General features: G+C 69.7%; 23 protein-coding genes. 5 read left to right on the top strand and 18 right to left on the bottom strand.

Annotated elements, in window-relative coordinates:
- Positions 1-84: 84 nt before the first annotated feature.
- The 11 genes from mgrA to OG943_RS20320 all read right to left on the bottom strand — a co-directional run bounded on the left by mgrA (position 85) and on the right by OG943_RS20320 (position 10,717).
- Entirely contained in the window at positions 85-1,113 is a 1,029-nt protein-coding gene (gene mgrA / locus OG943_RS20370) for an L-glyceraldehyde 3-phosphate reductase (RefSeq protein WP_328611378.1), read from the bottom strand.
- Between the two features lie 141 nt (positions 1,114-1,254).
- Positions 1,255-2,856 carry an MFS transporter gene (locus OG943_RS20365; RefSeq protein ID WP_328611377.1) on the bottom strand — a complete coding sequence of 534 codons (1,602 nt, stop codon included), beginning with the start codon at positions 2,854-2,856 and terminating at the stop codon, positions 1,255-1,257.
- Positions 2,843-3,751, bottom strand: a complete 909-nt coding sequence (gene aepX / locus OG943_RS20360) for a phosphoenolpyruvate mutase (RefSeq protein WP_328611376.1) — start codon at positions 3,749-3,751, stop codon at positions 2,843-2,845. Before aepX ends, OG943_RS20365 begins: the two co-directional genes overlap by 14 nt.
- A complete protein-coding gene (gene aepY / locus OG943_RS20355) occupies positions 3,748-4,908 on the bottom strand; it encodes a phosphonopyruvate decarboxylase (RefSeq protein WP_328611375.1) in 1,161 nt (386 codons plus the stop codon). The genes aepX and aepY overlap by 4 nt, the downstream gene beginning before the upstream one ends.
- Positions 4,909-4,911: 3 nt before the next feature.
- Positions 4,912-5,742: a TauD/TfdA dioxygenase family protein gene (locus tag OG943_RS20350; RefSeq protein ID WP_328611374.1), complete on the bottom strand. Its 831-nt coding sequence runs from the start codon at positions 5,740-5,742 to the stop codon at positions 4,912-4,914.
- A complete protein-coding gene (locus OG943_RS20345) occupies positions 5,739-6,800 on the bottom strand; it encodes a polyprenyl synthetase family protein (RefSeq protein ID WP_328611373.1) in 1,062 nt (353 codons plus the stop codon). The genes OG943_RS20350 and OG943_RS20345 overlap by 4 nt, the downstream gene beginning before the upstream one ends.
- Complete coding sequence (locus OG943_RS20340; RefSeq protein WP_328611372.1) at positions 6,797-7,675, bottom strand: SAM-dependent methyltransferase; 879 nt, start codon at positions 7,673-7,675, stop codon at positions 6,797-6,799. The genes OG943_RS20345 and OG943_RS20340 overlap by 4 nt, the downstream gene beginning before the upstream one ends.
- A 59-nt stretch (positions 7,676-7,734) precedes the next feature.
- Positions 7,735-9,105 (bottom strand): cytochrome P450, encoded by a 1,371-nt coding sequence (locus OG943_RS20335; protein ID WP_328611371.1) that lies wholly within the window; start codon positions 9,103-9,105, stop codon positions 7,735-7,737.
- Positions 9,102-10,106 carry a polyprenyl synthetase family protein gene (locus OG943_RS20330; RefSeq protein ID WP_328611370.1) on the bottom strand — a complete coding sequence of 335 codons (1,005 nt, stop codon included), beginning with the start codon at positions 10,104-10,106 and terminating at the stop codon, positions 9,102-9,104. The genes OG943_RS20335 and OG943_RS20330 overlap by 4 nt, the downstream gene beginning before the upstream one ends.
- Positions 10,103-10,336 carry a hypothetical protein gene (locus OG943_RS20325; protein ID WP_328611369.1) on the bottom strand — a complete coding sequence of 78 codons (234 nt, stop codon included), beginning with the start codon at positions 10,334-10,336 and terminating at the stop codon, positions 10,103-10,105. The genes OG943_RS20330 and OG943_RS20325 overlap by 4 nt, the downstream gene beginning before the upstream one ends.
- Before the next feature lie 36 nt (positions 10,337-10,372).
- The gene (locus OG943_RS20320) at positions 10,373-10,717 is read right to left on the bottom strand and encodes a hypothetical protein (RefSeq protein WP_328611368.1); all 345 of its coding nucleotides are present in this window, start codon (positions 10,715-10,717) and stop codon (positions 10,373-10,375) included.
- Between the two features lie 394 nt (positions 10,718-11,111).
- Between OG943_RS20320 and OG943_RS20315 the strand changes: the two genes are divergently transcribed.
- Positions 11,112-12,140, top strand: coding sequence for a polyprenyl synthetase family protein (locus OG943_RS20315; protein ID WP_328611367.1), 1,029 nt, complete (start codon positions 11,112-11,114; stop codon positions 12,138-12,140).
- 23 nt (positions 12,141-12,163) lie between these two features.
- Here OG943_RS20315 and OG943_RS20310 read toward each other — a convergent pair whose 3' ends face one another.
- The 5 genes from OG943_RS20310 to OG943_RS20290 form a co-directional block, all read right to left on the bottom strand.
- Positions 12,164-13,480, bottom strand: a complete 1,317-nt coding sequence (locus OG943_RS20310; protein WP_328611366.1) for a cytochrome P450 — start codon at positions 13,478-13,480, stop codon at positions 12,164-12,166.
- A gap of 2 nt (positions 13,481-13,482) precedes the next feature.
- Positions 13,483-14,769, bottom strand: a complete 1,287-nt coding sequence (locus OG943_RS20305) for an MFS transporter (protein WP_328611365.1) — start codon at positions 14,767-14,769, stop codon at positions 13,483-13,485.
- A gap of 120 nt (positions 14,770-14,889) precedes the next feature.
- Entirely contained in the window at positions 14,890-16,263 is a 1,374-nt protein-coding gene (locus OG943_RS20300) for a cytochrome P450 (protein WP_328611364.1), read from the bottom strand.
- A gap of 186 nt (positions 16,264-16,449) precedes the next feature.
- Positions 16,450-16,866 (bottom strand): hypothetical protein, encoded by a 417-nt coding sequence (locus tag OG943_RS20295; protein WP_328611363.1) that lies wholly within the window; start codon positions 16,864-16,866, stop codon positions 16,450-16,452.
- A gap of 521 nt (positions 16,867-17,387) precedes the next feature.
- Positions 17,388-17,546, bottom strand: a complete 159-nt coding sequence (locus OG943_RS20290; protein ID WP_328612383.1) for a hypothetical protein — start codon at positions 17,544-17,546, stop codon at positions 17,388-17,390.
- Here OG943_RS20290 and OG943_RS20285 point away from each other — a divergent pair.
- The 3 genes from OG943_RS20285 to OG943_RS20275 all read left to right on the top strand — a co-directional run bounded on the left by OG943_RS20285 (position 17,479) and on the right by OG943_RS20275 (position 22,326).
- Positions 17,479-19,965 (top strand): BTAD domain-containing putative transcriptional regulator, encoded by a 2,487-nt coding sequence (locus OG943_RS20285; RefSeq protein WP_328612106.1) that lies wholly within the window; start codon positions 17,479-17,481, stop codon positions 19,963-19,965. The two genes, OG943_RS20290 and OG943_RS20285, sit on opposite strands and share 68 nt — an antisense overlap.
- Positions 19,966-20,068: 103 nt before the next feature.
- Positions 20,069-20,950, top strand: coding sequence for an AAA family ATPase (locus OG943_RS20280; RefSeq protein WP_328611362.1), 882 nt, complete (start codon positions 20,069-20,071; stop codon positions 20,948-20,950).
- A complete protein-coding gene (locus tag OG943_RS20275) occupies positions 20,947-22,326 on the top strand; it encodes a vWA domain-containing protein (RefSeq protein WP_328611361.1) in 1,380 nt (459 codons plus the stop codon). The genes OG943_RS20280 and OG943_RS20275 overlap by 4 nt, the downstream gene beginning before the upstream one ends.
- On the opposite strand, the gene add is transcribed toward OG943_RS20275, so the two are convergent.
- Positions 22,304-23,287 carry an adenosine deaminase gene (add, locus tag OG943_RS20270; protein ID WP_328612105.1) on the bottom strand — a complete coding sequence of 328 codons (984 nt, stop codon included), beginning with the start codon at positions 23,285-23,287 and terminating at the stop codon, positions 22,304-22,306. The genes OG943_RS20275 and add overlap by 23 nt on opposite strands.
- A 181-nt stretch (positions 23,288-23,468) precedes the next feature.
- Between add and OG943_RS20265 the strand changes: the two genes are divergently transcribed.
- Complete coding sequence (locus OG943_RS20265; protein ID WP_328611360.1) at positions 23,469-23,675, top strand: antitoxin; 207 nt, start codon at positions 23,469-23,471, stop codon at positions 23,673-23,675.
- Between the two features lie 21 nt (positions 23,676-23,696).
- Here OG943_RS20265 and OG943_RS20260 read toward each other — a convergent pair whose 3' ends face one another.
- Positions 23,697-24,305 carry a TetR/AcrR family transcriptional regulator gene (locus tag OG943_RS20260; RefSeq protein ID WP_328611359.1) on the bottom strand — a complete coding sequence of 203 codons (609 nt, stop codon included), beginning with the start codon at positions 24,303-24,305 and terminating at the stop codon, positions 23,697-23,699.
- Positions 24,306-24,350: the final 45 nt, after the last annotated feature.

Below are 24,350 nucleotides of genomic sequence, written 5' to 3'. Positions count from 1 at the left end.
AGTCCCGTCCCGGCTGAGCCGCACGCCCCAGCCGGACTCACCACTCACGAGTCCTTGATGGACTTCCCGTCGAAGCGGCGGCGGTCACGCGTCGCTGGAGCGCTTCCAGAGGTTGATGTCCGCTTCGGTCGCGTACTTGTCGATCTCGGCGAGTTCCTCGGGGGTGAAGTCGAGGTTCTTCAGGGCCGCGATGTTGTCCTCCAGCTGGCGGACGCTGCTGGCGCCGATGAGCATCGACGTCATGCGCGGGTCGCGCAGGCCCCAGGCCAGGGCCAGTTGCGCGAGGGACTGGCCGCGGCGGGCGGCGATTTCGTTGAGGGCCCGGATCTTCGCCAGTTTGTCGTCGGTGATCGAGTTCGGGTCGAGCGATTTGCCCTGTGCCGCGCGGGAATTCTCGGGCACGCCCTTGAGGTAGCGGTCGGTGAGCAGGCCCTGCGCGAGCGGCGAGAACGCGATGCAGCCGGCGCCCGCGTCCTCCAGCGTGTCCAGCAGGTGGTCCTCCTCGGTCCACCGGTTGAACATCGAGTACGAGGGCTGGTGGATCAGCAGCGGCGTGCCCAGCTCCCGCAGCAGGCGGGCGGCCTCGGCGGTGCGCTCGGACCGGTAGGAGGAGATGCCGACGTACAGCGCCTTGCCCGAGCGCACGGCCCGGTCGAGCGCGCCGACCGTCTCCTCCAGCGGCGTCTCGGGGTCGACCCGGTGGGAGTAGAAGATATCGACGTAGTCCAGGCCCAGCCGGCCCAGCGACTGGTCGAGCGAGGCCAGCAGGTACTTGCGCGAGCCCCAGTCGCCGTATGGCCCGGGCCACATGTCGTAACCGGCCTTGGTGGAGACGATCAGCTCGTCGCGGTAGGGCTTGAAGTCGGTCGCCAGCAGGCGGCCGAAGTTCTCCTCGGCCGAGCCGTAGGGCGGGCCGTAGTTGTTCGCCAGGTCGAAGTGCGTGATGCCCAGGTCGAACGCGCGCCGGGTGATCGACCGCTGGACGTCCAAGGGACGGTCGTGGCCGAAGTTGTGCCACAGGCCCAGCGAGATGGCGGGCAGCTTCAGCCCGCTGCGTCCGCAGCGGCGGTAAGGCAGGGAATCGTATCGGCTGGTCGCCGCAACATAGGTCACGTCCGGATGCTAACGGTTCCCGCCGGGCCGCTGCACGGGTGCGGTGACCAGCCGGAACCGCGCCAGGGGCACTCGCCGCGTCGGCGAAGTCCGTCACGACCTTGCGGAAGATGGCGTCCAGGTCGGCCGGCACGTCTTTGCTCAGTGCTGATCCGTGTTCATTTCAGGACGGCTCCGGCTCTTCGCGCGGATGGCCTGGGGCATGACCACGGCCACGACGACGGCGGTCGCCAGCACGACCGCCGCCGCGGTGACCCAGGTGATTCGCATGGCATCGACGAAGTCCTCGGTCGCGGCGCGGGCGAGGGACTGCGCCTGCGATCCCCGGCCCTGTTCCGCCAGGTCCGCGGCGGCCCGAAGCGTCGCGGTCAAGGACCCGCGGGCCGGCTCCGCGAGAGGCGGCGGCAGTCCGTCGAGCGCGGATCCGATCCGCGCTTGGTAGGCAGCGTTGAGTACGGAGCCGAGGATCGCCGCCCCGATCGAGGCGCCGACCTGCCGGAAGGTGTTGTTCACCGCGGACGCCGCACCCGATTCGGCGGACGGCAGCGCGGAGACCAGCACTCCGGTCGCGGGTGGGTGCACGTGTGCGGTCCCCGTGCCGAAGACGAACAGGTACAGCTCGAATAACCAGATCGGGGTGTCCGTCCCGGTCGTGGCCAGTCCCAGCAGGCCCACGCCCATGGCGGTCAGGCCGGCGACGCAGACGGCACGCACGCCGAACCGGCGAACCAGCTTCGACACCCGCGGAGCGAAAATGATCAGCGAGACCGCCAGCGGGAGCACGCAGACACCGGTGAGCAGGGCACTGTAGCCCCGCACGCCTTGCAGATAGAAGGCGATCACGAGCGTTCCGCCGGTCAGCGCGAAATAGAGGACCCCGAGCGCGGTCGCCGCCGCCGCGAAACCCCGTTCCCGGAAGTGGTGCAGGTTCAGCGCCGGATGGTCGACGCTCCGCTCCCACAGCACGAACCCGCCCAGTAGCACCAGGCCCCCGCCGAACGGCACGATCGCGTCCGGACGCGTCCAGTCGCCGTACTCGCCGACGCGGATGATGCCGTAGATCAGCCCGAGCAGCCCGAGCACCGACAGCCCCATGCCTACCGGGTCCATGCGCCGGACCGGGGTGCCGCCGGCCCGAGCGGCATCGGGCACGAACCAGCACACCGCGACGACGACAGCGAGCACGATCGGCACATTGATCAGGAATACCGACCCCCACCAGAACCAGCCGAGCAGGGCACCGCCGATGATCGGGCCGAGGACGACTGCCACACCGACCACGGCGGTCCAGATCCCGAGGGCCCTCGTGCGCTTGTCGCCCGGGTACTCGGCGGAAATGATGGCCAAGGTCGCGGGCATGATCAGTGCCCCGGCGGCACCCATGACCGCGCGTAGTGCGATCAGCTCCATCGGAGTGCGCGCGTAAGCCGAAACCGCTGAGGCGCCGCCGAACAGGATCGCACCCGCGAGCAGCAGCTTCTTGTGACCGATCCGGTCACCGATGAGCCCGGAAGTCAGCAGCAAGCCCGCGTAGGCGAGGGTGTAGGCGTCGATCGTCCACTGGATCCGGCTCTGGTCGGCTCCGAGGCCGGCGGGCGGCGGCTCGGCGAGAGTCTTCAGCGCCACGTTGAGGATGGAGTTGTCCATCGACACCATCAGGACGGCGGCCAGCACCACGACCAGGATCACCGCCGAGCCGCGGGAAGTGTTCCGGGGACCGGAGCCCGCGTCAGTGCCCGCCATTCCGCCTCGGCAGCCAGCGCCGCTCGGCTTCGGCCAGTTCGTCCTCGTCCTGCAGTTCGAAGACCTCCGCCATCGGGGCGACACTGTCCTCCACGTTCCGCAGGTGCTGCTCGGTGAAAATCCTCGTCGCGGTGATCCGCATCGCCTGCAGCGCGGACCGCATCAGGTGATTGGCCCAGATCACCGTGGAAAACCCGTGTTCGGCGAAGACCTGGGTCGGGGTGCGGTAGTACTTCGTGGGGACGATGACGACCGGAAGGCGCTCACCCCACTCCGCCTTGAACGCCAGTACCTCGCTCGCGTCCGCTTGCGCCGAATGGATGAGAATCGCGTCGGCGCCCGCCTGGCGATACGCCTCGGCCCGGCGCAGCGCCTCAGCGAGGCCGTGGCCGGCGATCAGCGCCTCGGTGCGGGCCACGACGACGAAGTCCGAATCCCGCTGCACGGCCTTCGCGGCTTCGATCTTCCCGGCGAACTCACCGATCTCGGCCAGCTGCTGCCCACTGCCGCGCACGAAGCTGTTCATCTTCGGAAAAAGCTTGTCCTCGATACAGACCCCGGCCACTCCGCGTTGCTCCAGCTTGCGCACGAGGCGCCGTACCGAGTTGAAATTGCCGTAACCCGTGTCGCCGTCGAGCAGCACGGGAATCGTCGTCGCATCGCTGATGAACTCCGCGATTTCCAGGACCTGGGTCCAGCTGGCCTCATTGCTGTCCCGGAGTCCGAGCGAGGCCGAGATCGACAGGCCGCTGGCCCAGATGCCCTCGAAACCGGCCTCCTCGACCAGCTTGGCGGACAGGCCGTTGTGCGCTTCCATCAGGAAACTCAGCTCCGGGCGCTGGAGCAGGCGCCGTAGCTGGGACGTCTTGGGCAGTGCCCGGCTGGTGACGCTCATTGGGCCTCCTCCTCGCCGGCGGCGGACAGCGCGGAAAAAGCGCGCAGGCGCGTGGCGATCTCCGGGAGAGCGAGCGGCACCCGCGGCGCGGGTACCGGATCGGTCGTCACCTGGATCTCCAGCAACCGGGGACCCGGCTGGGCCATCACCTTCTCGTACGCCTGCTGCAACTGCGCGAGCGAGGTACAGCGCGCCGACGCCGCGTAGCCGAGCAGTTCGGCGGTCAGTGCGAACGGTACCGGCCCCTGGATCGGCTGGCCGCCGGTGGAGTCGTAACAGCCGTTGTTGAACACGATATGCAGCAGATCCGGCGTTCGCGAAGCGGCGGCGCTGACCAGTGTGCCGAACCGCATGAGGACCGCGCCGTCCCCGTCGAACACGGCGACCGGCTGCCTGCCCGACCGTGCGATGCCGAGGCCGACCGCCCCCGCGCATCCCATCGAGCCGCTGAGGTAGAGATGGCTCGTGCGGTCACCCGCCGCGTAGAGTTCCCGGCCGGTCAGGCCGGTCGTCGTGACGATCACCTGCTCCTCGGGCAACCGCTGCCGGAGCCACCGGATGGCCTCGGACCGGCTCAGCGCCTCCCGGGCGGCCGGTGCCTGCACCCTGTCCACGGCCCGACGCTCCCGGAAAGTGTCCTTCCGGACCAGCAGGCAGTACGGCCTGCGGGTGCGGTCCATCGTCTGCTCGGCCTCGTCGAGCGCGTCCAGGAAACCATCGGGATCGGAGGGCAGCCAGTCGTGATCGATCCCCACCTCGGCGAGGATCCGGGCCGTGGTCCGGCCCATGACGTCGTGGTGGGGTTCGTCCCGCGTGCCCGGCTCGCCGCGTACCGAGACCAAAAGCAGGACCGGCACGTCGTAAGGCAGGCACAGGGAGGCAAGCGGATTGAGCGCGTCACCCAGGCCGGAGTTCTGCATGGCGACCACTACCCGGCGGCCACCAAGCCAGGCGCCGGCGGCGACCGAGACCGCCTCGCCCTCGCAGGTCGCCGGGAAATAGCCCAGCTCGGGCCGCCGCGCGGCACGTTCGAGCAGCGGCTTGAGGTAACTGCACGGGACGGCGGCCATTTCGCGGTAGTCGCGGGCCAGCAGGGCGTCGATGACGAAGTCGGCGTCCAGTGCCGGGTCCTTCCCTGCCGCGGAAGTCGTGTTCACCGATCACCTCGCCTGGATCCGCTGCATCAGCCGGCGCGATCTCTCCGGAATCCCGTCGCGGCGGTGCATCATCACCCGGTTGTCCCAGGCCACCAGGTCACCGGCCCGCCACCGGTGCGGCCACCCCGCGGCGGGATCACCGCAGTAGCTCCACAACTCGTCCAGCAGCGCGTCGGACTCGGCGAGCGACAGCCCCGGGATGTAGGCGTTCAGCCGGCGGCCCAGGTACAGCGCCTTCCGGCCGCTCCCGGGCCGGGTACGCACGAGCGGGTGCACCGCACCGGAGGAGGTGGTGATGTCGAGGACCGGGTCGCGGCCGTGCCGCAGTTCTCCCGCCGCCGTGTAGCTGTCGTCGTGCTTGCAGGACAGGGTTTCGATCCGGTCGCGCAGGCCGGCCGGCAGGCGGTCGTAGATCGCGGCCATGTCGAGGAACCAGGTGTCGCCACCGGTTTCCGGGACCTCCAGAGCGTAGAGCGCGCTCACGACCGCGGGTTCCGGCACGTAACACATGTCGGTGTGCCAGCTCAGGTCCCCGCCGCCCAGATGGCCGACCCGCCTGCCCTGCTCGACGATATTCGAGATGATCATGATTTCCGGTGGGAGCCCGGTGGTGTCGACGACACCCTCCTGCGGGGGCACCGGCACCGGGGTACCGAAGATCGCGCCGAACGCGACCAGGTCGGCGGGGGTCAGCTCGCACTGGTGGAACACCAGGACCGGATGCCGCTGCCAAGCTTCTTCGATGGCGTCGGCGAAGGCGGGCAGTCCGGCCGAGGTCAGTGGAGGCAGGGTCGCGAACGGCGGCCCGGCCTGCTCAGGTGCGTGCGTGATCATGCGGATCCTCCTTGCCGAACAGGGTGAGTGGTGGTGGCCGGCCCACCGAGCAGGTTCTCGGTCAGCCCGGCCAGATCGGAGACGTCGAACTGCGCCAGTGCCGGCCGATGCAGGCATTCCAGCGCCAAACCGGACAGGCGCCGCACCTCCCGTGTGGTGGCTTCCTCCGCACCGGCTTCGTCCAGTAGGTCCATGACGGCGGCGACCTCGGCGTCGCCGAGTTCGGGACCGGTGAGCAAGTCCCGCATCCGCCGCTGCCGGACGGGATCACAGCGCAGGTAGCCCGCGACTATCGGGAAGGTCTTCTTGTGCTGGCGGATGTCGCTGCGCAGTGGCTTGCCGTTGCGCAGTTCGTCGCCCCACAGGCCCCGGTGATCATCGATGATCGAGAACGCGGTGGACAGCAACGCGCCGAACTCGCGGAAGGCCGCCTGGACCTCCGGGTCCGAGGTACTGACGTCGGCCGCGAGCTCGGCCCCGCACCGGATCAGGCAGGAGCGGCCCAGCGCGACCGCGCGCACCTGGTCGAGCGTCATGCCGAACTGCTTCTCCCAGTCCAGATCGAGGTGCTGGGAGTCGGCCATCTCCAGGCAGCTGTCCAGGAGGGTCCTGGTGAGACCACGCAACTCCCGGTGCGGCACGTCGGTGTCGAGATAGTCCTGCAGTGCGTCGAGACCGATCACGTAGAGACCGGCGGCGGCCGTCATCGCCTGCCCGGTCCCGTAGCCGACCCACAGCGACGGGCGGTTCCGGCGCACCCGGTCACGATCCATGATGTCGTCCAGGATGATGCTGAAATCGTGCACGAGCTGCACCGCGATCGCCGCCGGCAGCGCCGCGCGGTGATCACCCGAGACAGTCTGCGCAGTCAGCAGCGCCAGCAGGGGCCGGACCCGCTTGCCCCCCGCGTCGGCCACCGCCGGTTCGGCGTCGTCCCAGGAACGCCAGGCCAGGTGATAGCTGACCATCTCGCGAAAGGTGCCCGACTTCGGCTGCGCCCGGTGCAGGAACCGGAACAGCTCGCCGTCGAAGTCCGCCAGCAGTGCGTCCGGAGTCATCCTCCGACCCGTTCCGCGGCCACCATGAGATACGCGATCGAAGAGGCGTGGTAACCATCGATGAAAAGCTTCTCGATGGTATCGCTGTGTTCGCTGCGCTGGCGCAGTTCCCAGTAGGGCAACGCGTCCACGTCCATCTGGGCCACGTGGTAGGGCACGAAACCGGAGTCCAGCAGGGCCCGGAGATAGGCCTCGCGCGTGTGCATGGTGCAGGCGTAATGCCGGTCGATCGCGGCGATGGTCTCGCCGGCCGAACCGCTCTCGTCGATCGCCCAGGTGGCGAAGACGTAACGCCCGCCCGGTTTGACGATCCGGGCGAACTCCCGGAACAGCGCGGTCAGATCGGCCACGTACATGGTCGTCTCGTTGGTCAGCGCGGCATCCATGCTCGCGGTGCCAAGGCCGGTGCGCAGCATGTTCATGAAGTGAAAGCGAACCTCGGCCGCGCACCCCCGTTCACGCGCGCTGCGTTCGGCGAACTCCCTCTGGTACTGGGATATCGTGGCGCCGTCCACGGAGCAGCCCAGGCGCTCGTGCGCCATGAACGCCGTGCCGCCGCGGCCCGATCCGCCGTCGAAGACCCGGTGCTCGGGCCCCAGTCCGGCGAGCAGGTCGAGCAGCCGCTCGGTCTGGGCGTTCTCCAGTTCGTGCAGCCTGCGCTGGATCTCGTCCTCGTCCCGCAGGGCGCCGGGCGAGCGGTCGAAGTCCCCGATCCCGAAGTGGTGGTGGACCAGCTTGGTGTCCTTGCCGAGCAGCAGGTTGAAATCCTCCTGCTTCCCGTCGTACATCCGGGCGACTTCCTTCTCGTACTCGGAATCGACGACGGCCTTCCCGGTGATCTCCTGCGCCGGTGAATTCAACGTGACCTTGCTCATTTCGAGCCCCCTTCTGCTGGACGGCATACCGTTTTCGTCGGTGGAGTCGGAACCAGGCCTCAACGAGGCGTTATATCGAGGATCAGCGGATCGGCCCGGCGGAGAAAGGAGACCGGATTCAACCTGGCCGGCGCCGGATCGGCGAGTGTGAACCGGAAATTGCGCAGCAGCGTCGCGACCACCATCTTCAGCTCCATCATGGCCACTCCGCGGCCGATGCACACCCGGGGACCGAAGCCGAACGGGAGGAAGACGGCGCGTCCCGCCTCGCCGTGTGAGCGGTCGTGGAACCGGCCGGGATCGAACCGGTCCGGCTCCCGCCAGTGCGCGGGATCCCGGTGCAGGACATAGGGCGACACCAGCAGCACCGCACGGCGCCGGACGCGGAGATCACCGAGCCGGAACGTCCGCCGGGCCCGCCTGCTGAGCAGCCAGCCCGGCGGGAACAACCGCATCGCCTCGAGGATCGTGGCCTCGACGTAAGCCAGATCGTGCAGGTCCTCATACGCCAGCGGCCGGTCCGCCGGCAGCGTGTCGAGTTCGGCGACGACGCGGGCCGCGACCTCGGGGTGCCGGGCGAGCAGATCGAACAGCCAGATCGCCGCCGTGGAGGTGGTCAGCCAGCCGGCGATGAACGTCGTCTTCACCTCGGCCAGCAGCTCGTCGTCGGTCCAGCCGGTACCCGTTTCGTCGTCCTGGCACTCCATCAGCATCTTGAGCAGACCGGCCCGCTCAGGCGGATGCGCCCGGTAGTCCTCGATGATTTCCCGGATGCTGCCGTTGAGCCGGCGTACCCCGTCGTTGAACCGGGCGCTGGCCGGGCTCGGGAACCACAGCGGCAGGCTGAGCAAGGACCACCGGCGGCGTTGCCGGTATTCCAGCCCGTAGTCGAAAGCCTCGCTCAGCTGCCGTGCGGTCTCCGGTACCGCCACGCCGAACATCATCCGCACGATCATGCGCTGCAGCAGATCGAGCATGGCGGCACTGCAGTCGACCGATCCGCGGGTCTCGGCGGCTTCGGCGAACCGGCCGACGGTCTCGGCGACCTCACCCGCCGCCGTTCCGAACAACTCCGGCAGGTTCGACGTGCGGAACGCGGGCTGCAGCTCGTCGCGCCGCCGACGCCAGCGTTCACCCTGCATCGTGAACACGGAGTCGCCGAACAGCGCGGCGAGGATGTCGGTGGTCCGGGTCATCCCCACGTCCTCGCGCGGTGCGGTCATCACCGACCGCACCAGCGCCGGATCGTTGATCTGGTAAAAACGCCGCCGGCCGACCCGGCCGAGCAGCACCACGGGTCCCTTGCCCGCGGCCTCGCGGAAATAACGGATCGGATCCCGTTTCATCCTGACGACGCCGGTGAAATGCGGGAACCGCACCATCGACGCCGCACGCGAGGTCCGTGCGGGCGATGCCCCGGCCTTGATCACCGGACTGCCTCCGACGTCCGCCGGAAGTACCCGTCCGCCCAGTGCTGCAAGGGAACCACCAGCGCCGGTGCCACCTCGGCGACCGCGCTCACCCCCCGCGAGACGCGTTCCCGGATCACGAACTCGAGAAAGGCCCTGGCCTCGATGCCGTCGAGGATGTCACGCACCGCGGCCACATCCCGGTCCTCGGTGCGGGTGTGCAGCAGTTCGACGAGCTCGTCACGGCGCGGATGCTCGACCGACAGCGCGTAGGCCAGCGGTGAGATCACCTTGACGGGGTCCTTCTCCAGATCGTCGCCGCCGCCCCAGACCCCGCCGGCGTCGTCGAGGACCTGCACCGCGAATCCGATGTGGTGGCCGAAGATCGCGAGCGCTTCGACGGTCTTCTCCGGCGCCCCCATCATCAGGGCCGCGCAACGCAGCAGGCACTCGTAGATGACCGAGGACTTCCAGCCGACGAGCTTCTCGTAGAACAAGGTGACCCGCGCGCCGGCCTGGACCGGGTAGGGCGGGGCGGAACGCAGCTCCGAATAGCCCACGATGTCGAGGTACTCTCCGATCGTCGCGGTCAGGCACGACGAGCCGAGCTCGACCGCCGCGAGCGACACCCGATGCCGGGCCTCGGCGTCGTCGTCCTGGCTCAGCGCCGCGAGCGGTGCGCGGAAGATCTGGTCCTTGAGCGCGAGCACGAGCTCGATGGCGCCGACCCCGCCGAGTTCCCGCCACTGGTCGGACATCGGATCCCGGTCCACCAGCTGATCGATCGGTGCCGAGAGATGGACCATCGCGAACCATCCGCCCAGCAGCCGGGCGGAGGCCTCCGAGGGACGGTGCCCGAACTCGGTGGCGAGCAGACTCAGCACCGGCTCCCACAGCCGCGTGCGTTTCTCCAACGACCGGGCGAACTCCGCCTTGATCGCAGGATGTGCCTGGAAAGCCGGGTAGGACACGGCGTACCCGGCCAGATCCCAGTCGACGGCGTCGTTCACGGAAGTGCTCATTTGGGCCCGACCTCCACCGGGATCTCGAAGTCCACCATGTCGGTGCCGGTCAGCGGCAGCCGCAGCATCCGCTCGTCCTCCGGATCGGCGAGCAGGGCGGTGAGGACCGCACCGACCCGCTCACGCTCGGCCCGCGGGACACCGCCGGGCAGTTCCGCCGGCACGGCGGGATCGGCCGTGACCGCCGCGTGGAACAGTCTCGCCAGATCGACGAGAGTGATCGGGTTCATCGCGCTCCTCATCTCGGTATTCGGTCGTGGTCCGGGCTAGATGACCGAAGGGTCGGCCAGGGTGGGCACGACTACGTGCCGGTCTTCCAGCGACTTCTCCATGGCGGCCTGCAGGTAGTGCGCGTTGATCCGGGACATCACCCCCTTGGCCAGGTCCGGGGTGTCGACGACGGCGTTCGCCGCGTGCACGGCGAGTTCGGCCACCGCCGGTCCGCAGTCCGCGAGCAGGTTGCCGCGGCGGAACGTGTTCCCCGCGACCACCGCCGCCGAGGCGTGGATGCTCAGGTAGGTGAACGCGGTGATCAGCTCCGGAAACGCCTCCCGCGCCTCCCGCAACTGCTCGACCAACGCCTTCCCGTCGAGTCCGATCACCGCGGCCATAAAGTTCTCATAGTTTTCAAAACGCCCCATGGAAGCGCTTCCTTCTCCCAGCATTTCTCCCCTATTCCACAAAGGACGAAAGGTCGGCAAGATGGCCGAAGTGCGAATAGCGACTCCATTAATACTATCGTTTTTCACCCACCTCCGGTACTCATCGTTGCCCATCCTTACTCGCGTCCGTGCACCTTTTGCCTGGCAGCTTCGGACACTGGCTGGCACCTCGTCTTCCGGTGTAGGGTTGAAGCCAACCAGTCTTGTACGGCAAAGAAGTTGGAATGCGCGGTCCGGCGCCGCCTGTCTCGGAATCGGCCATTGATTTCCGGAAAAATAGCCCGGTTGGCGGTACCGCGGAAAAACGCTTGGAATATTCCACGACACCCCGGATGGGCCCATCATGACCATCGTGAACTCGCACAGCTCGGCCCGCCCGGCGGCCGAGATTCTGGCCTGGAGCAAGGAGCTGCTCGATCCGGCATTGCGGGCCGCGGTGAAACGGCTGCCGGAAAAGCTGCGACGGATCGCCGGTTACCACTTCGGCTGGTGGGACGGCCAGGGCACGCCGACACGGGCGGGCGGCGGCAAGGCACTGCGCTCCGCCCTCGTGGTGCTGTGTGCGGAGGCCGCGGGCGGCGACCCGGCCGGGGCGCTGCCCGCGGCCGTCTCGGTCGAGCTCGTGCACAACTTCTCGCTGCTGCACGACGACGTCATGGACGGCGACCGCACCAGGCGGCACCGGCCGACGGCCTGGACCGTCTTCGGCAAGGGACCGGCCGTGCTCACCGGCGACGCGCTGCTCGGCCTGGCCTTCGAAATCCTCTTCCCGCAAGGGACATCGGGCGCGCAGCTGCTCGCGACCGGGGTGCTGGAGCTGATCTCGGGCCAGGCCGCGGACCTCGACTTCGAGCAGCGCGAGGAAGTCACGCTCGGCGAATGCTCGGCCATGGCCGAAGGCAAGACCGCGATGCTCATCAGCGCGGCCTGCGCGCTCGGCGCGGTGGCGGCGCAGGCCGGTCCCGCAACCGTGACCAGGTTCGGCGCGTTCGGCAAAGCGCTCGGGCTGGCCTTCCAGCACGTGGACGACCTGCTTGGCATCTGGGGTGACCCGGGGGTCACCGGCAAGCCGGTGTACTCCGACCTGCAAAGCCGCAAGAAAACGCTGCCGGTGGTGGCGGCGCTGACCTCCGGCACGGGCGCCGGTGCCGAACTGTCCATGCTCTACCGCCGCCGGACGGCACTCGTGGACGGCGAACTGGTGCGCGCCGCCCAGCTCGTCGAGCAGGCCGGCGGGCGGGCGTGGAGCCAGGCCCGGGCCGAGGCGCTGCTGACCGAGGGGCTCGACGAACTGGCCGCACTCGACCTGACTGCCCGGGCGGCAGCGGAACTGACCACGCTCGCCCGGCTCATCGTCACCCGCACCCACTGATCGAAAGTCCGGTCCGGGCCCCACTACGAGGACCTCCCGCCCAGCCGGGAAGCCGGGCAACCGGGGCCGGGCACCTCGGGTGCGGCCGGGACGCCTCCGGCACCCCGCCGCGCGGTACGCACGGCGCCGCCGATCCGGACCGGCAGGGTGAGCGGTCCGCGCATGGTGGTGGAATTCCGGCGGCGGACGGGCCCGTTCCGAACCAGCCCGGGCATCCGTTCCGCCAGCGTCCGCAGCGCGATCGTCGCTTCCAGAAGCGCGAGCGGCCGGCCGGCGCAGTAGTGGATCCCGCTGGCGAACCCGAGGTGCTCGGCCGCGGCCGGGCGGCACAGGTCGAACTCGTCCGGGCGGTCCCAGACCTCCGGATCCCGGTTCGCGGCCCCGAACAGGGTGAGCACACGCATGCCCGCGGACAACGGCACGCCCGCGAGTTCGACCGGTTCGAGCGCGGTTCGGGAGGTCAGCTGCACCGGCGGATCGAAGCGCAGCGCCTCCTCCACCGCGGCCGGTGCCCACCGGGCCGGGTCGGCGCACAGCAGCTCCCACTGCTCGGGCCGGTCCAGCAGGGCCAGCAGGGCGTTGCCGATCAGGTAGACCGTGGTCTCCATCCCCGCGACCAGGAGAAAACCGCACAACGGAACCATTTCCGCCGAGTCGATGCCCTCGCCCTCGGCCGCGACCAGCCTGCTGATCAGGTCGTCGCGCGGCTCGCGGCGCCGGCGCTCGAACAGGTCCCGCAGCAACTCGTACGCCCTCGCGTCGCCGGCCTCCAGCAAGTGCCGCAGTGCGCGGATTTCCCCGCCGGGAGACTTCGGCATCAGCCGTTCGACGTCCGGGCCCGCGATGCCGAGCAGCCCGGTGATGACCGAGAACGGCAGCGGCATGGCGATCTCGGTCATCAGATCGAACCGGCCAAGCCCGCTCGCGCGCTTCACCAGGCCATCCACCGTGCGCTCGATCCGATCGGTGAAGCCCGTCATCAGCTTCGGGCTGAAGGCGGGCTGCACCAGACGCCGCAGTCTCGTGTGGTCCGGCGGATTCATGCCCAGCAGCGACAAATCCCGCAGCGCGCCGGTGCTCTCGTCGTACCGCGGGGAGCGGGTGCCGAACCGCCGGTCGCGTAGCACCGCGTCACATACCCGGTGGCTGGCGGTGACCCAGCCACCCGTACTGGCGGGCAGCAGCGGGCCCTGTGCGCGCATCCGGGCGTAGATCGCATACGGGGCAACGCGTCCGGGCCGCAACTGAAGCAGCGCCAGAGGGTCGCGGGCGAGGTAGCCGGCGCCGAGTGTCCGCAGGTGGTTTCGCGCGCGACCGCGCAGCTCGCCGAATCTGTTCATGGTCAGCGCTCCCTTTCCCCGGCGATCCGCAGCCGCCGTGTCTCGCGAAGGAACAGTGGCGGTCCGACGGCCGACAGCAGGATCACCCCGATACACCCGGCCAGCATCGGGCCGATCCCCACCGCGTCGGTGAACCGGCCCGCCACCAGGTAGCCGAACGGAACCGGCAGCAGCTGGCCCAGCGCGCTCAGCGACGTCATCCGCGCCAGCAGCCGATCGGGTACGCAGCTTTGCAGGTAGGCCATGTAGGTCTGGATCCCGATGTCCAGGCCCGCCCCGGTCAGCACCGCGCTCGCGACCACCACCGGCAGCTCCGCCCCGGTGGCCATGGCCACCAGGGGCACCGCCATCGAGGCCAAGCTCAGGCTCACGACCATCCCCACCCGCCGCGGCCGCCACGCCAGCGTGATCAGCGAGCCCGCCAGCAGGCCCGCCGCGTAGCCCGCCGCGATGTCGCCCCAGGCCACCGGCCCGCCGAGCCGTTGTCCCGCGTAAATCGGTCCCAGTAATGGGAACCCGACCAGCCAGCCCAGTACCGCACACGAGATCTGCACGACGAGCACCCACAGCCGGGGACGCGCGGCGAACTCCCGCAACCCTTCCCACAACTGGACGGCGAACCGTCCTTTCCGGACTCGCGCCGCGGCGGCAGGCAAGCTGGACAGGATCACGGCTGCGGCGAGGAAGGTGCCGGCGTCCCAGACAATCGCCCAGCCCGCACCCACCAGGGCCACCGTCACCCCGCCGAGCGCCGGACCCGCCGTCTTGCACAGGTTGAACGACAACCGCATCAAGGCGGTCCCCTCGCGCACCAGGGGCGCGGGCAGCAGGTTCGCCGCGGTGCCCTGCGCCGCCGGTCCGATGAACGCCTCCGCGGTACCCGACACGAACGACGCCATGACCAGCTGCCACACCTGCACCTGCCCGGTGAGCACCAGCAGCCCGGCACAGCCCTGGGTGCCACCCGCCAGCAGGTTGGCCACGACCAGGATTCGCCCCCGCCGCATCCGATCCGCGAAAACCCCGCCGACGAGCAGGAACAGGATCTGCGCGGCGACGTTGGCGATGAGCACCCAGCTCAGCTCCGCCGCGGAGCCACCCCGGTGCAGTACCGCGAACGCGACCGCGACCGGCGAGGTCGCCGAGCCCGCGGCCGAGAGCACCCGGCCGGTCCAGTACCTGCGGTAGGCGGGATACGCCAGCGGCGCGCACCGCGACCGGAACCAGCGGACCGCGGAGCCGGCCACCGCCGAGGCCCGCGCGGTGGCAGGAGGATGTCGCGTCGGCACACCGATTTCCCTTCCGGACGTCCCGGCCGGGCCGCGCCGCGGTGGATCGGTCCGGCCGAAGCGATTCCTTCGCGACGCGGCCGGGCGAACTCCGCGGGCGCCGTTGCCCGGCCGCTGCGCTCAGCGCCGCTCCACGTGCAGGTTGAGCGGATCCTTGCGCCGCAGCACGGAGAGCGGTTCGAGGACCGCGGGGGCGTCGTCCACCGGGCTGAAGCGGAATCGCCGGAGCAGCATCGCGACGATCATCAGCAGTTCCATCATGGCCACTCCGCGTCCGATGCAGACCCGCGGTCCCGCGCCGAACGGGAGGAAGGCGAACTTGTGCGCGCCGCCGTGGCTGCCGGCCTCGAACCGGTCGGGGACGAACTCGTCCGGCCGTTCCCAGTACTGGGGATCCCGGTGCAGCGAGAACTGGGCGACGATGATGACGGTGTTGCGCCGCAGCGGCACACCGCCGAGTGTCAGTGGGCGCAGCACCCGCCTGCTGGTCAGCCAGCCCGGCGGGTACAGGCGCATGGTCTCCATGATCGCCGCCTCGGTGAACGGGAGTGCCTTGAGATCGGCGAACTCCAGCGGGCGGTCCGGCGCCAGCTCGGCCACCTCGGCGGCGACTCTGGCCTCGGCCCCGGGATGCCTGCCCAGCAGGTCGAACAGCCACACCAGGGAGTTCGTGGTGGTCAGCCAGCCGGTGTTGAAGATCGTCTTCAGCTCGGCCAGCAGCTGGTCGTCGGTCCAGCTCTCGCCGGTCTCGGTGTCCCGGCAGCTCATCAGCATCGACAGCAGGCTGGCGCGCTCGCTGCGCTCGGCCCTGTGGGCACCGATGATCGAGGTGATATGCCGGTTGAGCTGCCCGAGTTCGCAGGTGAAGCGGTTGTTGGCGGGAGTCGGGACCCACAACGGGGGTTTGACGAGTGCCCAGCGCCGTCGCTGGCGGTAGCTCAGCCCGTAGTCGAACGCCCGCGCCAGCCGCTCGCCGGTGCCCGGCACCGCCACGCCGAACATCATGCGCACGATCACCCGCTGGACGAGTTCGAGCATCTCCGCGGTGAAGTCCACCGGCTCCCCAGCCCCGGCCGCCGCCTCGAACCGGTCCAGTGCGCCGGTCAGTTCACCGGCCGCCACGTCGAACAGTTCCGGCATGGTCGAGGTCCGGAAGGCCGGCTGCAGTTCGGCGCGGCGCCGGCGCCAGGCATCGTTCTGCAGGGTGAACACGGATTTGTCGAACAGCGCCTTGAGCACGTCGGTCGTGCGGGTCATGCCGAGGTCGGTGCTCGGCGCCGTCATCACCTGCCGGATCAGGTTTGCGTCGTTGACCTGGTAGAACGATCTCCGGTCCAGGCGGCCGAGCAGGACCACCGGCCCACGCCCGCTCGCTTCTCGGAGGTAGCCGAGCGGATCGGACTTCATCCGGGCGATACCGCCGAAGTAGGGCAGGCCCGGCATCACCGCCGGGCGTGCGACCGGGGTCTCTGCCGCTGTCTCTGTCATCGTCATGCCGCGAACTCCTTGCGTTTCCGGAAGCAGGCATTGGCCCATGACCGCGGTGTTCGGGCCGCACCGCTCGGGTAGCGGCCGCGCGGGACGATGTGCGGTGCGGCGACCTCGCCGGCCCGGCCGGACCGGCGAGATCGACCTGCTCAAGGTGCGTTCTTCGTCACCGGGAGTTCCCCGGCCGGGCCGTCAGCGGACCGGATCGCCGATCAGCCTGGCCTCGACCACGTACCCTTCCTTGACGGACTTCTCGGTCTGCCCGTGCATGTAGATTGAATTCACCTTCGCGGTCAGGCTCCGGGCCATGTCCGGGCTCTGCACGACCGAGTTCGCCGCGTTGATCACGAACTCGGCGACCGCCGGGCCGCAATCGGCGACCACGTTCCCGCGCCGGGACGTGCTGCCCGCGACCGCGCTCGCCGACATCTGGAAACAGATGTACTTCACCGCGCTGACCAGGGCGGGGAACGTCTTCTCCGCCTCGTCCAGTTCCGTCAGCAGGGCCGGGCCATTGAGTGAGACGATGGACGCGAGGAAATTCTGGAAAGCTACGTTCTTCTCACCGGAAACGTTCTGCGTGGGGTTTTCAACGTGCTCGATGGTCATTTCTCACCTTTCAGTGGATTGCTATCGATTCACGGAACCGGATTTCTGGCACAAGCCCTCCTCCCACCGTAGTGCCTCCGAGGCCACTGTATGGACGGGTGATCACCGTCCGCAACGAATGATCTCCATCCTCCGGCAATCGCCCCGATTACCAGAGGATGACCGGGGAGGGCGCCCCCGGCCCGCCGCCCCGGCGAGAAACCGGACAGTGATCGTACATTTCACACCTGATGTCCGAACTCGGCGACGGTGGCGCGGCCACCATGCGAAGCGGGCATCAGAGAGAAAAGGGCAACCCTCGAACAGATCGGTTGCCACACCGGCGAGCCGGGTGAAAAATAGATCTTTCGCGTTGAGCCAAACGAGTTAATCCGATGAATTCGACGGCCGATACTCACTTGAGTCGCCGTCTGTCTACGCTGAGGAACGGCTGTGGAATTTGGCGTGCTGGGTTCGCTTGAAGTGCTCGATCGAGGGTCCGTGGTATCGCTCAGGGGGGCGCAGCAACGGTGGGTGCTGGCCTACCTGCTGCTCCACGCGAACCAGCCGGTGGCGACCAGCGAGCTGCTCACCGCGCTCTGGCCGGCCGAGGTTCCCCCGACCGCGCGCAAGATGATCCAGAACGCGATCTCCGGCCTGCGCGGTGTGCTCGCCGCGGATGGCGGGACCGACCTGCTCACGCAGGCTCCCGGATACCTCCTGCGGGTCGCCCCGCAGCACCTCGACCTCGGCCGGGTCGAAGCGCTGGCGCAGGCCGCCCGCACCCAGACGGGCCTGGGCCGGCCCGACGACGCGGCGCAGATGTTCCAGGAAGCCCTGCGAGTGTGGCGCGGGCCCGTCCTGGCCGATCTGGTGGAGTCCGGTGCCGCCTGGCCGGAGCTCGCGGCGATCCGTGCCCTGCGACCGGCGATCCAAGAGGAGTACTTCGACCTCGAACTTCGCCGGGGCAGGCATCGGGAAGCACTGAGCGAACTCACCGACGCCTGCCGGGCTGAGCCGCACCGGGAGCGGCTTCGCCAGCTGCTGATGCTCGCGCTCTACCGGGCGGGCAGGCAGCACGATGCCCTCCAGCTCTACCGCCTGGCGCGCGACGCGACCCTGCAAGACCTCGGGCTCGAACCCGGACGCGAACTGCGCCGGCTCGAGCAGGCCATCCTGGTCCACGACCCGAGCCTGCACCTGCCGCCCCCGGAGCCGGCATCGGAAGGAGAGAACCCGCCTCCGGGTGGCCGCCCGGATCCGCACGGAGGCGCGCACCCCGCCGAGCCCGGCTTCACCGGCCGGGCTGCCGGCGCTCTGCCCGTTCATCCAGCGGTGGCCCCGGGAACGGTGGTGGAGCGCCGTTTGGTGAGCATCGTGGCCGTGGCCCTGCACGCCGAACCCGATCAGGATCCGGAAGAGGTCGAACGGCGTCTGCGGGAGGTCACCCTGGCGATGCGCGAGGAGGTCGAGCAAGAGGGCGGCGTCAGAGCAGGCTCGGCCGGTCCGATCATCCTGGCGGCCTTCGGGGTGCCCAGTGCGCACGACGACGACGCGGCGAGAGCGGTACGCACCGCCTTGGCGATCCGGGATCGCCTGCGGGCACCGGGCAACCCGGCCGCGTCCGGGAAGAACTGCCGGATAGCCGTCGCGACCGGTGAAGTACTGGCCAAGTACGCACCGGACCGGACCGGATATCCGGATGTCGCCGGAGCCGCGGTGAATTCCAGCGTGCTGATCGCCAGCGCGGCCCCACCCGGGACGGTGTGGGTCTGCGACGCGACCCGAGAGGCGAGCGCGGCGCTGATCAGCTGCGTGGAACAGCGAACCACGCACCCGATGTGGCAGGTCGAAGCCTTGCGCGAAGCCCCCGCCCTGACTTCTCGCTCATCCGCGGCTGCCCCCTTTGTGGGGCGGGAATCCAGTGTGGACCTCTTGTGCCGCCAGCTGGATCAGGCCGAACGTGGTGCCCGGCCGCAGTTGCTGACCGTCCTGGGCGAGACCGGGATCGGGAAGTCACGGCTGGTCCTGGAATTCCTCGCGATGGTGCGCGCGCGGAACGGCACACGCGGCAGACCCGGCGACGTCACCGTGAGTCCCGGTCCCGTTGTCCTGGTCGTCCGCGCCGCCGGCTCCGGCCACGACCTCGCCGCAGGCATCCTGACCGGCCTCATCCACCTCGGCCACGATCACCAGCTCACCCACCCGGCACCGGCCGAGGCGGATATCACCGCCCTCGTGCATCGCCTGGCCGGGACCGGAGAGCTCGGTCAGCGGCTGACTTCGTGGCTGGCCCGCCTCCCGGCCGGACCACGCGGGCGAATCGCGGACCTCGGAAAAGCCTTCCACGCACTGTGTTTCCTGGTGGAAAGGATCGCCGCGAATCGCACGGTGGTCGCGGTCTTCGAAGACCTCCAGCGGGCAGACGAGCAGTCGCTGGAGTTCGTCGCGCGACTCTCCCGCAGCCTCGACCCGGCCGCTCTGTTCATCCTCGCCACCGCCCGCCCGGAACTGTTCGCCAAGTATCCGATGTGGTCCAGCACGACCCACAATTCGACCGTCATGACCCTGCCGCCTCTTCCGGACGCGGCGATGGCGCAGCTGCTGGATTCGTCGTCCGGCAACGGTCACCGGAACGAAACGCGGCAGAAATCGATCCTGGCCAAAGTGGGCGGCAACCCGCTCTTCGCCCTCGAATATCTGGCAGAGATCGGCAATGGCCGGTTCCGCGAGGGGCGGCTGCCGGACCAGGTCCGCCGGGTACTGGCCGCCCGGCTGGCAAAACTGCCCCCGGACGACAAGGCTGTCCTCAAGGACGCGGCGGTACTCGGCCGGTGCATAACCGCCGCGGGGATCGCCGCGGCGGGCGAGTACGGCGATGACCGGATCGACTACCTTCGGCGCTGCCTGGATCGGCTCGAAAAGTTACAGCTGCTGAACCGGAAATCTCCGCTGGGCACGAAAGACGAACCGGCTTACGAGTTCTCCCAGGTGCTCGTCCGTGAAGTCGCTTACCTGGAAATGCCACACCCGCAACGTGCGGAGAAGCACCGCAATGCCCGCCGTCACGGCGCGATCTGCCGGCGGGCGTTCCCGCGCCGGCGCCCGCCCGGCATCTGAGACTCCGGTACACCCGTGCCGGTCGTGACCGCGAGGCGCTGGCCGGACCCGGGTGGGGAGGTGTCCCGCATAATGACCCGTAAGCAACCGCTTAGGAGGTCACGTGGGTACCGGGTTCTTCTCCTCCGTCGACGACGTGTCGGCGAAGCTGGCCGAGGCCGGCTATCTCGCGTCGACGGCGGTGGCGACCACCGTGTTCCTCGCTGATCGGCTGGGTAAGCCGTTGCTGGTCGAAGGGCCGGCGGGGGTCGGGAAAACCGAGCTGGCGAAGGCCGTCGCCGCGGTGAGTGGCTCGCGGCTGGTGCGGCTGCAGTGTTACGAGGGCATCGACGAGGCCCGCGCGCTGTACGAGTGGAACCACGCCAAACAGCTGCTGCGCATCACCGCCGGCCGCGAAGAGACGTGGGAAGACGCGCGCACCGACATCTTCGGCGAGGAGTTCCTGCTGCGCCGCCCGCTGCTCACGGCCATCTCCGGCACCGAGCCGACCGTGCTGCTGATCGACGAGACCGACAAGGCCGACATGGAGGTCGAGGGCCTGCTGCTGGAGGTGCTGGGCGACTTCCAGGTCACCGTCCCCGAGCTGGGCACGATCACCGCGACGCGGGAGCCGTTCGTGGTGCTGACCTCGAACGCCACGCGCGAGCTGTCCGAGGCCCTGCGGCGGCGCTGCCTGTTCCTGCACATCGGCTTCCCCGACGAGGAGCTGGAACGCGAGATCGTCCGGCTCAAGGTGCCGGGCATCAACGCCGCGCTGGCCGATTCCGTGGTCCGCGTGATCGCCGCGCTGCGGGCGATGGACCTGCGGAAGCTGCCGTCCGTGGCGGAGACCATCGACTGGGCGCGCACCCTGCTGGAGCTGGGCTCCGGCACGCTTGACGAGCAGGTGGTGCGGGAGAGCCTCGGCGTCGTGCTCAAGCACCAGGACGACATCGTCAAGGCCGGGGCCGGGCTGAAACTCGACCAGGTGCTGGACGCGTCGTGACCGCGCCCGGCGTCACGGAGCGGCTGACCGGCTTCGTGCGGGCACTGCGGGCGCAGGGCATCCCGGCCGGGCCGAGCGAGACCGTCGACGCGGCGGCCGCGCTGGAGGTGCTCGGGTTCGACGACCGGGAGCTGGTCCGCGAGGGGCTCGCCGCCGCGCTCGTGCGCCGGGACGGGCAGCGGGCGGTGTTCGACGCCGCGTTCGACCTGTACTTCCCGGCCGGGGTCGGGGTGCCGGAGCTGGCACGCGAGGACCGGCCGCGGGACCTCGAACAGCTGCGGGACGCGCTGGGCGCCGCGCTCGCCGAGGGCGACCAGCAGACGCTGGCGCAGCTCGCCGGGCTCGCGGTCGACATGCTCGGCCAGTACGGCGCCGGGTCCGGGCCGGGCGGCGGCTTCTCCGCACACCAGACGCTCGACCGGCTCCAGCCGCAGACGTTGATCACGCGGGTGCTCGCGGCCATGCGGGCGGGCAGCGGCGCTGAGACCGAGGAGGCTTTCACCGACCGGCTCACGCGGGACGAGATCCGCCGCCGCGTCGAGGGTTTCCGCGGCCAGGTACGCACGGAGGCCCGCCGCCGGGCGGCGGAGGTCCGGGGCCGCGAGCGGGTCGCGAAACACGCCATCGCGCCCGCCGCCGACCGCGTCGACTTCCTCATCGCCAGCCGCGCGCAGCTGGCCGAGCTGCGCCGGACCGTGCAGCCGCTGTCACGCAAGCTCGCCACTCGGCTGGCGGCGCGGCGCAAGCGCACCACGCGCGGGCAGATCGACCTGCGGCGGACGTTGCGCCGCTCGCTGACGACCGGGGGAGTGCCGCTGCGCCCGGCGTACCGGCACCGCCGGCCCGGACGGCCGGAGATCGTGCTGCTGTGCGACCTGTCCGGCTCGGTGGCGGGGTTCGCGAACTTCACCATGCTGCTGGTGCAGGCATTACGTGATCAGTTCAGCAAGATCCGGGTGTTCGCGTTCGTCGACAGCACCGACGAGGTCACGCACCTGGTCACCACCGGCACGGCCGACCCGGAGCACCTCGGCGCGCGCATCCTGAGCGAGGCGGCCGTGGTGCGCTGGGACGGGCACAGCGATTACGGCGGCGCGCTCGGCCAGTTCGCGGACCGCTGGCTCGACGCCGTCGGCCCGCGCACCTCCGTGCTCGTGCTCGGCGACGCCCGCACCAACGGCGGCGACCCGAACCTCGACGCGCTCCGGGCCGTCCGCGACCGCGCCCGGCACGTGTTCTGGCTCAACCCGGAGCGCCGCGCGCTGTGGTCCACGGGCGACTCGGCCGCGCTCGCCTACGCCGAGCTGGTCGAGATGCACGAGTGCCGCACGGTGCAGCAGCTGAGCACCCTCGTCACGCGCCTGCTCCCGGTGTGAGCCAGGCCGAGATCTCCTTGTGCAGCGCCGTTTTCGTGGCCTCGGGCGCGAAGGAGGCGGTGACGCCCGCGGCGGCGATCGCGGCCAGGCGGGTGTCGTCGTAGCCGAAAGCGGCGCGGGCGAGGGTGAACTCGTCGGTGAGCGTGGTGCCGGTGACCGACGGCACGTCGGTGTTCAGCGTGACAGCCAGACCGGCGTCGACGAGCCGGGGGAGCGGGTGCGCGGCGAGCGAGGGCACCAGCCCGAGCGTGACGTTCGACGACGGGCAGACCTCCAGCGCGACGCCGCGCTCGCGCACCTCGGCGACCAGTGCGTCGTCCTCCAGGATCCGGATCCCGTGGCCGAGCCGCTCGCTGTGGCCGAGGTCGAGGGCCTCGCGGATGCTTTCGGGCCCGGCGTCCTCCCCGGCGTGGTGGACGAGGTGCAGGCTGGCCTCGCGGGCCCGGTCGAAGACGGCCGCGAACGGCTTCAGCGGGTGCCGCTCCTCGCCGGCCAGCCCGAGGCCCACCACGCCCTCGTGGCGGAGCGCGAGGTCCAGCGTCCGCTCGGCCCGCTCCACCGGCCGCCGTCGTGAGTGGTCGAGCAGCACGCGCCACTCGAGGCCGGTGCGCGCGCCGCCTTCGGACAGTCCTTTGAGGACGGATACCAGCGGCATCTCCAGGTCCCCCAGCCGTTCCCCGTGGGACGCGGCGGTGAAGGTCACCTCGGCGTACCGCGTGCCCTGTGTGAACTCGTCTTCGCAGAACTCCCGGGCGACCCGCTCGAAGTCCTCCGGCCGGCGCAGGCACGCGCGGATCAGCGAGTTGTAGTCGGCGAACGCGCGGAACCCGTCGAACACCGGCGTTTCACCGGGTAGGGACACGCCGTTGGCGTCGGCCAGTTCGCGCAGCGTGCCGGGGCGCACGGTGCTTTCGAGGTGGACGTGCAGGTGGGCCTTGGGAAGGGCGGCGAGGTCGTGCATGCCGGTGATCATGCCGGGGCGGCGCCGCGAGGTCGCGTCGTTTTCGGTTGATATGGGCACAGTCGGTTGATCTCGGCACAGCTGATCTCGGCACGGCGGCGATGTCCGGAATGTTCGGCTTCCGGGAACCGTGGGTATCCGCCGGGCGTTGAACGGGCGAGAGACAACGGGAGGATCACTCATGGCAATGATGAAACGGCTGGCCATCCTGGCGGGCGCGGCGGGCGTCGTCCAGTCCTATGCGCGGAAGAACCCGGAGAAGGTCAACCAGGTCGTGGGCAAGGCCGCCACCTTCGTTGACGAGAAGACCAAGGGCAAGTACCACAGCCAGCTCAGTGGCGCGGTCCGCAAGGTCAGCGACGTCACCAAGCCCCGTCCCGGGCACTGACAGCACTGTCGGACGGCACAGTCAGGCGGGTGGCCAGTTTCGCAGCGCCGCGTCGGCCACCTGCTGGAGTTCCTCGCGAGCGGCGCCGCCGGCGGCTTGGACGGCGATGCCGTTCGACACGGTCATGAGGTAGCGGGCGAGCAGTCCGGTGTCGGTCTCCGGTGGCAGGTCGCCGTCGTCGACGGCCTGCCGGAAGCGGTCGCTCAGGCGTGAGCGGGCTTCGTCGCGCCAGGCGACAAGTGTGTCGCGGGCCGGGCGCCCGAGGTCGCCGGCCGCCAGAGAACCCTGCACGGCCAGGCATCCGGCGGGACAGCCGGGGCGGGTGGTCGTGCGGACCGAGCCGGTGAGGAACGCCGTGGCCACCTGCCGGGCGGTCGGCTCCTCCAGTGCCCGGACCGCGTAGGCGGCGGGGCCCTCGGCGTACCTCTGCATGGCCTTGCGAAACAGCTCTTCTTTGTTGCCGAAAGCCGCGTACATGCTGGTGCGGGTGATGCCCATGGCGCCGGTCAGATCGGTGAGGCTGGCGCCTTCGTAACCCTGTTCCCAGAACACGAGCATGGCTCGCTCGAGGGCCTCGTCGGCGTCGAAGCCGCGGGGCCGGCCCATCGGAGTTTTCTCAGCGGATCCCATCCCCGGGGATTCTACCCCTTCGGTACCGATCGGTCCGGAAGTGCT

Origin of the sequence: Amycolatopsis sp. NBC_00345 (genome assembly GCF_036116635.1) — a bacterium.
GTDB lineage: Bacteria > Actinomycetota > Actinomycetes > Mycobacteriales > Pseudonocardiaceae > Amycolatopsis.
This window is presented reverse-complemented; position numbering and strand designations above follow the sequence as displayed.